The organism is Pigmentiphaga litoralis, from assembly GCF_048632615.1.
Lineage (GTDB): Bacteria > Pseudomonadota > Gammaproteobacteria > Burkholderiales > Burkholderiaceae_B > Pigmentiphaga > Pigmentiphaga litoralis_B.
Map to the genome: position 1 here is coordinate 2,803,100 of NZ_CP184479.1, position 11,487 is coordinate 2,814,586.

Here is an 11,487-nt window from a genome sequence, read left to right on the forward strand (position 1 = left end):
CGGCGCTTATGCCCGCGGTTCAGGCTACCCGGTCGGCGCCTCCACTGGCTCACCTCCCTATTCCCCTTCCGGCTGCCTCGATTGGAGTCGCTTGCATCGTCAAGCGACCGGCTGTCGCTGGAGTTGCTTTGAACACAACAGACATCATGTTTGCCGATCTCGGATTGGCCGACTCGCTGCTGCGCGCGATTACCGAAGCGGGCTATACCAGCCCGACCCCGATCCAGGCCCAGGCCATTCCCCAGGTGCTGCAGGGCGGCGACCTGCTGGCCGCGGCCCAGACGGGCACCGGCAAGACGGCGGGCTTCACGCTGCCCATCCTGCACCTGCTGTCGACCCGCAAGCCCGCCAACGTCAAGGCGGGCCGTCCGCGCTGCCTGATCCTGACGCCGACGCGTGAACTGACCGCCCAGGTCGAAGAGTCGGTCAAGACTTACGGCAAGTATCTGCCCCTGACCTCGATGGTCATGTTCGGCGGCGTCAACATCAACCCGCAGATCTCCGCGCTGCGCAAGCCGCTGGACATCCTGGTGGCCACGCCAGGCCGTCTGCTCGACCACGTCGGCCAACGCACGCTGGACCTGTCGGGCGTCGAAATCCTGGTGCTGGACGAAGCCGACCGCATGCTCGACATGGGCTTCATCCGCGATATCCGGAAGATCCTGCAATACCTGCCCAAGCAGCGCCAGACGCTGCTGTTCTCGGCCACGTTCTCCGACGAGATCCGCACGCTGGCCAAGGGCGTGCTGCACAACGCCGGCGAAGTGTCGGTGGCCCGCCGCAACACCACCACCGAACTGGTCCAGCAAAGCGTGCTGATGGTGCCGAAGGAACAGAAGCGCGACCTGCTCAGCCACCTGATCCGCACGCACCAGTGGGAACAGGTGCTGGTGTTCACGCGCACCAAGCACGGCGCCAACCGCCTGGCCGAAAAATTGGCCAAAGACGGCATCACCGCCGCCGCGATCCACGGCAACAAGAGCCAGTCGGCGCGCACCAAGGCGCTGGCCGGCTTCAAGGAAGGCAACCTGACGGTGCTGGTCGCGACCGACATCGCGGCGCGTGGCCTGGACATCGACCAGCTGCCCCAGGTGGTCAACTTCGAACTGCCCAACGTGCCGGAAGACTATGTGCATCGTATCGGCCGCACGGGCCGCGCGGGGTCGTCGGGCGCCGCCGTGTCGCTGGTGGATAACGGCGAAGAAGGCAAGTTCCTGGCCGACATCGAACGCCTGATCAAGCGCAAGATCGATCGTATGGACCTGCCCGAATTCGTGGTGGGCGCCCCCGATAACGACGAGCGTCCGCCGCGTCCGCAAGGCCAGCGTCATGGCCGTCCGTCGGGCGGTTCGTCGCGCAGCGGCGCCCCTGGTGGCCGTTCGGGCGCACCCGGCGGCGCGCGCTCAGGTGCTCCGGGTGGCGCACCGCGCAACGCGTCGGGCGCTGCCCCGCGCGGTGGCAACGGCGCCGCACCATCGCGCAACCCGTCGTCCCAGCCGGCCCGCGCGCCGCAAGGCCAGGCGCCACGCAATGCCAACGGCAACGCCGCGGCCGCACGCCGCCCCGCGCTGTTCAGCAAGACGCCATCGCGTTGATGTCCAGCACCGCCCATGCCCCGCTTCGCCGCCAACCTGTCCATGATGTATGCCGAGCATGCCTTTCCCGATCGCTTTGCCGCGGCGGCGCGCGACGGGTTCGAGGCGGTCGAATTCATGTTCCCGTACGACTGGCGGAAAGACGACCTGGCAGCCCGTCTTCGTGATGCGGGCGTGCTGAACGTACTGATGAACGCGCCGCCGGGCGACTGGCTCGCCGGTGAACGAGGTCTGGCCGCCTTGCCTGGCCGCCAGGACGATTTCCGCCGCAGCATTGACGCGGCCCTGGTCTATGCCGACGCGTTCGCCTGTCCGCGTATCCACGTCATGGCGGGCGTGGCGCCTGAAGGTGTCGACCGGGCGTTATGCCTCGACACGTATAGACAGAACCTGGCCTGGGCCGCCGACCAGGCGCGCAGCGCCGGGCGCACCCTGCTGATCGAGCCGATCAACACGCGCGACATGCCCGGCTACCTGCTCAATCGCCAGGCCGACGCGCACGCCATCGTGTCCGCGATCGACTCACCGCACTTGCAAGTGCAGATGGACCTGTACCATTGCCAGATCATGGAAGGGGACCTGACGACACGGCTGCGCGCCCTGCTGCCGACCGGCCGCGTGGGTCACCTGCAGATCGCCGGCGTGCCCGACCGCCATGAGCCGGACCAGGGCGAAGTGAACTATGCGCAATTGTTCGACGTGATCGACACCGTGTCGGCGCAGTGCGGCTGGGACGGCTGGATCGGCGCCGAATACCGGCCGCGGTACGGAGCGGAAGCCGGTGGGACGACGCGCGGGCTGGGGTGGGTGCGGCCGTGGTTGAAGCGCGGGAACTGATGCCCGGCGATGCGGCCCACGCAAGCCAATCGTCGTTGCGTTCATCTGCAGTGAGGGTGACTCTTGCGCCACCCGCTTTCACACCGGCGTGATCGCCGACTTGGAATACCAGCCGGACATCTTGCTGCCGTCCCACACGAAGGCAATGTGCTGCGACTGCCGGCAGTTCGAAAGCGCCCTGGGCCGGAACACCGCCACGCACTGACCTTCGGGACGCCGCACGCTGTCGTACACGATGCCCCAGCTGTTGTCGGTGCGCAGCGTGCGCGCAAAGCGCTGCGCCACCGAATAGTCCACCGGGTCATACAGGCCGGGCAGTTCCGCCTGCTTGCCCCGCACATCGTGCAAGGATGCCGACAGGTTCGCCAGGTAATGCCGCATGTCGATTTCCATGGCCGGCTCGCTGGTCGCGGCCAGGAAGCGGGCGCGGTGGTACATGGTTTCGGCAATGGCGGTCTCGACTGACTCGCCGGCGTAGTACACCCCCAGGATCCATCGGTAAAGCGGCTGCCCGCCGGATTCAGGTGCGTGAACGCCGCCATGATCGGCGTGGTGCCTTCGCCGCTCACCCGGTCGGCGGCCGGCACCAGCTGCAGGGCACCCACTTCATCGCGCACGCGCGGATTGGTCAGGTTTTCGATCGCGAAAATGATGTCCAGGTCGGCCGGATCGGCCACGCGGTCGTACAGGCTGGTAGGTGGGAAACGGCTGGGGACGAGGCGATGGCAGGTCCATCGGATACGCGTGGTCTTGACGGTCATGTCCAGCCTCCGCGTTGCGCGTCCAGATAGGCGCGGACCACATACAGATCGCTGGTCATGCCGCTGAGCAGGCGGTCCAGCGCCGGACTGCCGCTGAACAGCGGCGCGGTATTGGGCCGGCGCAGCCAGGCGTCGGCCCGTTCGGGTTCGGGCAGCAGCACCTGCAGCGCCTTGTAGATCCCGAAGATCAAGGACAGGCGTTCCAGGGTGTCGCGCGGCAAGGGCGCCGGCGGGCCGTCTTTTTCCAGCGGTACAGCGTCGAGCGCGGCACGCCGAGCAGCGTGGCGGACGCGTCCGGGTCCAGCTGCCAGGCGTCGGCAATGCGCAGAAAGGTACGCAGCGCCGCGGCCGAGGCGGGCAGGGTATCAAGAGCGGCGGGCTTGGGGGCGATGGCGGGCATGGCGATCACTAAAAGTAGGCCGGGGATCAATCGGCCAATTCATGAACGCCTTCAGCATATTCCCATATGAGAAAAAATTCAAATGAAAGTCTCATGTAAGAATGACGGGCGCCATGACAGCAGGCGTTTGCGAGAGGTGCCGCGTCGTCGTTCGCTGCGCCTGCATCGGCCTCGGCATTGGCTTGGCATCGGCGTCGATGCCAACGCCCGCGCCGGCCATCCACGCAAGCCGTTCGGACGAGGTCGGCCGGGCAGGGTAAAATGGATCCCAAATGAGCCTCTCCAATGAAGTCGCCCGGCGACGCACCTTCGCCATCATTTCCCACCCCGACGCGGGCAAGACCACGCTGACCGAAAAGCTGTTGCTGTTCGCTGGCGCGATCCAGATCGCCGGCAGCGTCAAGGCGCGCAAGGCGTCACGCCATGCGTCGTCCGACTGGATGGAAATCGAAAAGCAACGCGGCATCTCGGTCGCGTCATCCGTCATGCAGGTCGAATATCGCGACACCGTGATCAACCTGCTCGACACCCCGGGTCACCAGGATTTTTCCGAAGACACCTACCGGGTGCTGACCGCGGTCGACGCGGCGTTGATGGTGATCGACGCCGCCAACGGTATCGAACCGCAAACGATCCGCCTGCTGCAGGTCTGCCGCGCGCGCAACACGCCCATCATCACCTTCGTGAACAAGATGGACCGCGAAGTGCGCGAGCCGCTCGACCTGCTGGCCGAGATCGAATCCCATATCGGCATGGACGCCGTGCCCTTTTCGTGGCCGGTCGGCATGGGCAAGTCCTTTGGCGGCGTGTTCGACATCCGCCGCGACCGCATGCGCGTGTTCCGCCCTGGCAGCGACCGTATCGCCCAGAAAGACGAAGACGTCATCGACGGCATCGACAATCCGGAAATCGCCCAGCGCTTCAGCTCCGCCTGGTCGCAGGCCAAAGACGAAATCGAACTGATCTCGTCGGCTTCCCAGCCGTTCGACAAGGCGGCCTTCCTCGATGCCCGCCAGACGCCGGTGTTCTTCGGGTCGGCGATCAACAACTTTGGCGTGCACGAGATCCTGGACGCGCTGGTCGACCTGGCTCCATCGCCCGGCCCGCGCCATGCGCTCGAACGTGACGTCGTTCCCGATGAGGCCAAGTTCAGCGGCGTCGTGTTCAAGGTCCAGGCCAATATGGACCCGGCCCACCGCGACCGCGTGGCGTTCGTGCGGGTGTGTTCGGGCCGCTTCGAGCGCGGCATGCGCCTGAAGGTCAGTCGCACCGGCAAGGAAACGCGTCCGAACAACGTCGTGTCCTTCCTGTCGCAGCGGCGCGAACTGCTCGAAGAGGCCTTTGCGGGCGACATCATCGGTATCCCCAACCATGGCGTCCTCCATTTGGGCGATGTCCTGACCGAAGGCGAGTCCCTGACCTTCACCGGTTTGCCCTTCTTCGCGCCGGAGTTGTTTCAGGCCGTAGAAGTGGCCGATCCGTTGCGGACCAAACAATTGCGTATCGGTTTGACGCAGTTGGGCGAAGAAGGCGCGATCCAGGTGTTCAAGCCCGTAGCGGGTGGCGCTTTGTTGCTGGGTGCAGTCGGCCAGTTGCAATTTGAAGTGGTCGCGCACCGCCTGAAAAGCGAATATGGCGTGGCTGCACGGATGATGTCGACCCGATATTCGCTGGCGCGGTGGATCACGGCCGAGGACCCCAAGGATTTGAAGAAATTCATGGATGCCAACGCCCAGAACATCGCGTATGACGTGGTCGATGCGCCTGCATTCCTGTCCGGATCGTCGGCACAGCTGCGGGTGGCGCAAGAGCTTTATCCCAAGGTGCAGTTCCATGCGCTGCGCGAGCACGGCGGCCAGGTATTCAAGACCCGGGTGGGCGATTCCGCGTTCGCCTGAGAGGCCGACTAGAAGGATGGCGTGACGACGGCAGGCTTGCCCGTCGCCCGCCATCGAAAGAGGTGAACGACATGCAACGCAAGCACATGTACATGGCGCTCGGCGGCCTGGGCGCAGTAGTGCTGGCCGGCTTCCTGTTGGGACTATGGTTGTCGTGGCACGCACCGGCCGACATCGTGACCGCTTCCGGTGCGCCGATTCCCGAAAACCGGCCCGGCTCCGCCGAAGCGCCCATCGCACAGATCGACGCCAGCCGTTTCGTTCCGGAACCGCCCCAGCCCCGCCTGGACGGTACCCGCGGCGTACCCCGCCGCGCCGTGCAGCCCGCCGCCCCCATCCCCATGGTGTCCGCCCTGACCACGCCGCCGCCCGACACGGTGCTGTCGACGCAGGCGCCTGATCTGGCCAAGCTGCAGGAACAGTACGACGAAGGCAAGACGAGCGTCGCCCCGCCGGTGGTGGTGCAGTCCGTGCCGCAAATGCCCATGGCCCCGATCGCCACGGTGGACGCGACCGACATGGCGCCACCCGTGGCCCAGGGGCCGATCACGCCGCCGACGCCCATGCCGGCATCGGCAGCGGCGGCGTCGTCCGCCGGATCGGGTTCGGAAGGCTGGATGGTGGCGCTGCGCACGGATCTGCAGCGCTGTTCCGAGCAAGGATTTGTCAGCCGCGCGATTTGCGTCGAGCAGGCCAAGTGGCGGCATTGCGGCCCGAACGATGGCTGGGGCAAGATCGCCGAATGCCCACGCACGGGCAACAACTAGGCTGCGTAACGAAGGCAGCATAAAGAAGGCAGCATGAAAAAAGGCCGCGTGCACCGGGTGCATCGCGGCCTTGATTTTTCCGGCAGCTGCGGATCGCCGCAACGCCGTTCACGCAACAGGCAATCAGTCGCCCTGTTCGTCCATCTGCGATTGCAGGTAGTTCTGGATGCCCACCTGATCGATCAGGCCGATCTGCGTTTCCAGATAATCGATGTGCTCTTCCGTGTCGTCCAGGATTTTCTGGAACAGGTCGCGCGACACGTAGTCGCGGACGCTTTCACAGTAAGCCATGGCTTCCTTGACCGTGGCTTGCGAGAGCGTTTCCAGCTGCAGGTCGCAATCCAGGATTTCCGGCACGTTCTCGCCAATCAGCAGCTTGTGCAGATCCTGCAGATTGGGCAGACCATCCAGCATGAAAATACGCTTGATCAGCAGGTCGGCGTGCTTCATTTCGCCGATCGATTCGTCGTATTCGTGCTTGCCCAGGCGGCCGAAACCCCAGTGATTCAACATGCGGGCATGCAGGAAGTACTGGTTGATCGCCGTCAGCTCGTTCGTGAGCTGCTTGTTCAGATGTTGGATAACGGTCTTGTCGCCTTTCATGATGCACCCCGCAGTATTCGTGAAGAACGAAAGGTTAGCACCGAAGACGTAAAACCCTGGCGACCGTACGTCACCGGGTGATTCGCACCGCGACTAACAAGCGAAATGGATATGAGACGAGGTCTTGATTGGCCTGGCAGAATTGCAAGGATGCGGCAGTCGGAGTGGACTGCCGATTCGGCTGAGCCGAACGGTGCCGGTGATTGGCGCTGCCGCTGTTGGCGCCAGGCAGTGCTTGGCGCGGATCGATTCGGTCAGGCCGCCTTGGCGATGCGGTGCACCGGAAAGCGGCGCGTGGTGGCGCTGGACCGCGTGGGGGCAGCGGCAACCGTTGCCACTTCTGGCGCTGGCCGGTTGGCAACGACCATGTCGGCTTCAAAGGCCGCATTGCAGGCGCCCGCGCCGGCGGGCAGATATTGCCGTGCGGTGTCGGCGCAGCAACCGCAACACGTAGCCACGCCCAGATCGAACTGCAGATCGGACAGCGTGTTCGCGCCGGCAGCTACGCTGTCGCGCACTTGACGTTCTGTAATGGCATTGCAGACACAGACGTACATAGCGTTACCGTTGCGAGGCTGGCAGGACCAGCCCCGATATCGATGTGAATGAGAGTAATTATTAATAAGTTTTCCGGTGAATGCAAGTGGCCTTACATCGTAGATGCAACGGTCGAGACGTGAAGCAGACCGCGTCAGTGCTTGGTTTGCCGAGGGTGACGGCTTACTTCCCTAGGGGAAACCGCCTAGCGCCCGGCTACTGTCAGGTCATTGCGCCACCCCCGCCCAACGCCTTGAACAGGTCCAGTGTGGATGTCAGACGGGCCAGTCGCAGCTGCACCAAGGTGTCCTGGGCCGAAAACAGCGTGCGCTGCGCATCGAGCAGGATCGTGATGTCGTCGGCGCCCTGGCGGTAACGCAGTTCCGACAGGCGCACGGTGCGAGCCGCTTCTTCCCGGATTTCCAGTTGGGCGATCTCCGAATTGCGGTTGCGGTCGATGTTCGACAGGGCGTCTTCGACTTCTTTCAGCGACCCCAACACCGCGTTCCGATAGGTTTCGACCAGCGCGCGGCGCTGCGACTCGGTCAGGGCGACCTGATTGCGCAGCCGGCCCCCATCGAACAGGGTCTGCGCCAGGCTGCCGGTCAGGCCCATGCTGTACGCGGGGTTGGCCAAGGAAAGCAGGGCGGCGCTGGCCAGCCCTGTTGACCCTGACAGGGACAGGCTGGGTAACAACGCCGCCCGCGCTACCGCCACATTGGCATCGCCTGCGGCCAGCTGCGCTTCGCTGCTTGCCAGGTCGGGGCGCCGCACCAGCAGGTCCGACGGCAAGCCGGCGCCGACTTCCGGAATGGCAATGCCATCGAAACTGGCGGTTTGCACCGTGAACCCCAGCGGGGCGCGTCCAAGCAGAATCGCCAGGGCGCTTTCGGCCTGCCTGCCCTGGACTTCCAGCGGCTGGATCGCGGCGCGCTGCGCCAGCACGGTCGTGCGCTGCCGCGATACGTCCAGGTCGGACACGGCGCCATTGCGCTGCCGGATTTCCACAATGTTGAAGACCCGTTCCGCAATGGCCAGATTGTCACGGGCGATCTGCAGCCGTACGCGCGCCGCGATCACCTGGAAGTAGGCGTTGGCCACCCCGGTCGTCAAGGCAAGCCGGGCGGTTTCGTAGTCGTAACGGTTGGCGGCCAGGTTGGCGCGCGTGCCCTGCAAGGTGGCTGCCAGCCGCCCCCACAGGTCGACCTCGTAACTGATGCCCAAGGTCAGTCCGGTGGACTGCGTATTGCTCCATGCGGCGTTGGACGTGCCGGGATTATTGCGACGGTCGGCCGTCGTGCCGTTCAGACTCAGGGCAGGGAACAGGGTTGCGCCGGCCGACCGCACCGTAATCTCTGCCTGCACCACCCGTTCGGCTGCGATGGTCAATGTAGGACTGGCCGCCAGGGCTGTGTCCACCAGCGATACCAGTTCGCCGGATTCGAAACCGCGCCACCATTCCCGGTCCAGTAGCTGGTCGGACGGAGACGGCTCGGCCCACGCCGTGGGCAGGTCCAGTTGCGGGGCCACGCCGTCGATGCGGGTCGCGCATCCACTCAAGGCCAGGAAAACGATCGATGCAAGGGCCACGGCACCCGTGCGGATCATGGCCGCGATGGGAATGCCGGGACGCACCGGCCCGGCGCCGTGACCAAGCGTGCAACAACGAGACATGCAAATACAAGGCGTCAGAGAACCAGACAAAGCCGGAACGGGCATACGGGCTACGGGCAGGCAGGAAACATGCATATGAGAACCCGGCATGCGATGGCGAAAAAGCGTCATGGTCATTCCGCCGACAGGGCGACCACGGGGTCGAGCTTGGCGGCTTTCTTGGCGGGCAGGTAGCCAAACAGCAGCCCGGTGGCGAACGCGCAGCCGAAGGCCAGCAGCACGGGGGCAACCGAATACTGGACAGGCGTGCCGAAGGCGCCCACCACGGCCGCCACGGCAAGGCCACCCAGCACGCCGATCGCACCGCCCAGCGCCGACACCACCACGGCTTCGATCAGGAACTGCTGCATGATGTTGCCCTCGCGCGCCCCGGTCGCCATGCGGATGCCGATCTCGCGGGTGCGCTCGGTGACCGACACCAGCATGATGTTCATCACCCCGATGCCGCCCACCAGCAAGGAAATGGCGGCAATCGATCCCAGCAGGATCGTCATGGTGTTCTGCGTCTGCTCGGTGGTCTCGATGATCGACGCCATGTTGCGGATCTGGAAATCGACCACGCCATGGCGCTCGAGCAGCAGGTTTTCGACCGCGGCCTGCGTGTCATCAATCTGCTTCAGGTCGTCCACCGCAACCGTCACGTTGCGCAGAAAACGTTGCCCCGACAGGCGCAGGCTGCTGGTTGCGTACGGCACGAACACGATGTCGTCCTGGTCGGAGCCCATCGGCGATGCGCCCCGGTCGCTCATCACACCGATCACCTGAAAGATCAGGTTGTTGACCAGAATGAATCTTCCGACCGGATCGCTGCCATCTGTAAACAACGCCTTGGCCACGGTGGAACCGAGCACGGCCACCGTTGCATAGTCGGCCTCGTCCTGCTCCGAAAAGAAGGTGCCGCGCCCCACCGGCCACTGCCGCGCAAGCGGAAACTTGGCCGACGTGCCGTTGATGCTGGTGCTGTAGTCGGCACTGCCCTGGCGCACCGTGGCCGAACTGTTCTGCTCGGGCACCGCGGCCATCACGTTGGGCACCTTGTCGATCGCGTACACGTCATTCAGCACCAATGTGGCCGTGCTGTTGAAGCCGCGTTGATTGGGCGCGCCGGGGCGCACCAGCAGCAGGTTCGACCCCATGGCGCTGATGCGGTCGATCACGGCCTGCTTGGCGCCATCGCCGATCGCCAGCATGGTGATCACGGACCCCACGCCGATCACGATGCCCAGCAGCGTCAGCACCGCGCGGAACACGTTGGCGCGCAAGGACCGCAGGGCCATTCTGGCGGCTTCGACCATGTCGCCCAGGCCGGAACCGGCGTGGCGGTGTACAGGGGGAACGAAGGCCCTGGCTTTGCGATATGGGGCAGGCGATGGGGAGCCGTGGGCGGTGTCTTGTGCGCCGTGGGATGCGCCGTGCGAAGTGCCGTGTGATGTGCGGTGGGATGCGCCATGGGATGCCACGCCCGCTGCGGCCATTGGCGATCCGCCGTCGCTCACGATGTTCCCGTCCTTGATCTCGATCAGCCGGTCCGCATGGTCCGCCACCTCGCGCGCATGCGTGATCAGGATGACGGTATGGCCGCGTGCCGACAGCTCGGCCAGCAGCTTCATCACATCCGCGCCGCTCTTGCTGTCCAGCGCGCCGGTCGGTTCGTCGGCCAGGATGATACGGCCGCCATTCATCAGTGCACGTGCAATCGACACCCGCTGCTGCTGCCCGCCCGACAACTGATTCGGACGATGATGACTTCGCTCGCCCAGGCCAAGCTCGTCCAGCAGCAACGCGGCGCGCGTGTGGCGTTCGTCTGGATCCATGCGGGAGTACATGGCCGGCACTTCGACGTTCTCGATGGCGTTGGCCGTGGCGATCAGGTGGTAGCTCTGGAAGACGAAGCCGAAGTCCTCGCGCCGCAGCCGGGCCAGCTCGTCGCGCGACAGGTCGGATACGTCCTGGCCCATGAAGCGGTAGCTGCCGGTCGTCGGGCGGTCCAGGCAACCCAGAATGTTCATCAAGGTCGACTTGCCCGAGCCGGATGCGCCCATCAAGGCCACGAACTCGCCTTCCCGAATCGTCAGGTCGATGCCGTGCAGCACTTCGACTGCCAGGTCGCCATTGCGGTAGGTCTTGGTGACGCCGATCAGTTCGATCAGCGGCGGCGCGTGGACGTCGGGGGCGGACGCGTCAGCAGCGCCCTGTGCGTCAGCAGCAGCCTGTGCGTCAGCAGCGCCCCATGCGTCAGCAGTGCCCTGTGCGTCAGCAGTGCCCGGCGCGTCCGCAGTGCACTTCGCGTCAGCAATGCCCTGCGCGTCAGGTCGCACGCCGCCGTCCGTGTGTCGCATCGCCGGGTTGCCGATCGTGTCGCGCATCGCAGGGTTGCCGCCCGTGTCGCGCATCGCAGGGTTTCCGGATGTCATG

9 protein-coding genes and 1 pseudogene are annotated in these 11,487 nt (G+C 65.1%); 4 read left to right on the forward strand and 6 right to left on the reverse strand.

Annotated elements, in window-relative coordinates; all coding sequences use genetic code 11:
- The first annotated feature begins 146 nt into the window (after nt 1-146).
- Nucleotides 147-1,595, forward strand: coding sequence for a DEAD/DEAH box helicase (locus ACNANG_RS12570; RefSeq protein WP_420227533.1), 1,449 nt, complete (start codon nt 147-149; stop codon nt 1,593-1,595).
- 15 nt (nt 1,596-1,610) lie between these two features.
- Nucleotides 1,611-2,432, forward strand: coding sequence for a 2-oxo-tetronate isomerase (gene otnI, locus ACNANG_RS12575; protein WP_420223226.1), 822 nt, complete (start codon nt 1,611-1,613; stop codon nt 2,430-2,432).
- A gap of 78 nt (nt 2,433-2,510) precedes the next feature.
- Here the strand turns inward: otnI and ACNANG_RS12580 are convergent, their stop codons facing one another.
- Both ACNANG_RS12580 and ACNANG_RS12585 read right to left on the reverse strand, forming a co-directional pair.
- Nucleotides 2,511-2,915, reverse strand: coding sequence for an RES family NAD+ phosphorylase (locus ACNANG_RS12580; protein ID WP_420223227.1), 405 nt, complete (start codon nt 2,913-2,915; stop codon nt 2,511-2,513).
- Nucleotides 2,916-3,189: 274 nt separating this feature from the next.
- Nucleotides 3,190-3,593: pseudogene (locus ACNANG_RS12585) on the reverse strand (MbcA/ParS/Xre antitoxin family protein).
- 272 nt (nt 3,594-3,865) lie between these two features.
- On the opposite strand from ACNANG_RS12585, the gene ACNANG_RS12590 reads away from it, so the two are divergent.
- Nucleotides 3,866-5,491, forward strand: a complete 1,626-nt coding sequence (locus tag ACNANG_RS12590; protein ID WP_420223228.1) for a peptide chain release factor 3 — start codon at nt 3,866-3,868, stop codon at nt 5,489-5,491.
- A gap of 71 nt (nt 5,492-5,562) precedes the next feature.
- Nucleotides 5,563-6,258 (forward strand): hypothetical protein, encoded by a 696-nt coding sequence (locus tag ACNANG_RS12595; protein WP_420223229.1) that lies wholly within the window; start codon nt 5,563-5,565, stop codon nt 6,256-6,258.
- Between the two features lie 123 nt (nt 6,259-6,381).
- On the opposite strand, the gene bfr is transcribed toward ACNANG_RS12595, so the two are convergent.
- The 4 genes from bfr to ACNANG_RS12615 form a co-directional block, all read right to left on the reverse strand.
- Nucleotides 6,382-6,861, reverse strand: coding sequence for a bacterioferritin (bfr, locus tag ACNANG_RS12600; RefSeq protein ID WP_179582979.1), 480 nt, complete (start codon nt 6,859-6,861; stop codon nt 6,382-6,384).
- A gap of 254 nt (nt 6,862-7,115) precedes the next feature.
- On the reverse strand, nt 7,116-7,418 hold the full coding sequence (locus ACNANG_RS12605) for a (2Fe-2S)-binding protein (protein WP_420223230.1): 303 nt from the start codon (nt 7,416-7,418) through the stop codon (nt 7,116-7,118).
- A 202-nt stretch (nt 7,419-7,620) separates the two neighbouring features.
- The gene (locus ACNANG_RS12610) at nt 7,621-9,072 is read right to left on the reverse strand and encodes an efflux transporter outer membrane subunit (RefSeq protein ID WP_420223231.1); all 1,452 of its coding nucleotides are present in this window, start codon (nt 9,070-9,072) and stop codon (nt 7,621-7,623) included.
- Between the two features lie 113 nt (nt 9,073-9,185).
- A complete protein-coding gene (locus ACNANG_RS12615; protein ID WP_420223232.1) occupies nt 9,186-11,486 on the reverse strand; it encodes a MacB family efflux pump subunit in 2,301 nt (766 codons plus the stop codon).
- Nucleotide 11,487: the final 1 nt, after the last annotated feature.

What these genes read in the sequence shown, in the direction of transcription:
- ACNANG_RS12595 (WP_420223229.1), top strand. Translation starts at nt 5,563, where the DNA reads ATGCAACGCAAGCACATGTACATGGCGCTCGGCGGCCTGGGCGCAGTA.
- ACNANG_RS12570 (WP_420227533.1), top strand. Translation starts at nt 147, where the DNA reads ATGTTTGCCGATCTCGGATTGGCCGACTCGCTGCTGCGCGCGATTACC.
- ACNANG_RS12610 (WP_420223231.1), bottom strand. Translation starts at nt 9,072, where the DNA reads ATGTCTCGTTGTTGCACGCTTGGTCACGGCGCCGGGCCGGTGCGTCCC.
- bfr (WP_179582979.1), bottom strand. Translation starts at nt 6,861, where the DNA reads ATGAAAGGCGACAAGACCGTTATCCAACATCTGAACAAGCAGCTCACG.
- ACNANG_RS12605 (WP_420223230.1), bottom strand. Translation starts at nt 7,418, where the DNA reads ATGTACGTCTGTGTCTGCAATGCCATTACAGAACGTCAAGTGCGCGAC.
- otnI (WP_420223226.1), top strand. Translation starts at nt 1,611, where the DNA reads ATGCCCCGCTTCGCCGCCAACCTGTCCATGATGTATGCCGAGCATGCC.
- ACNANG_RS12615 (WP_420223232.1), bottom strand. Translation starts at nt 11,486, where the DNA reads ATGACATCCGGAAACCCTGCGATGCGCGACACGGGCGGCAACCCTGCG.
- ACNANG_RS12590 (WP_420223228.1), top strand. Translation starts at nt 3,866, where the DNA reads ATGAGCCTCTCCAATGAAGTCGCCCGGCGACGCACCTTCGCCATCATT.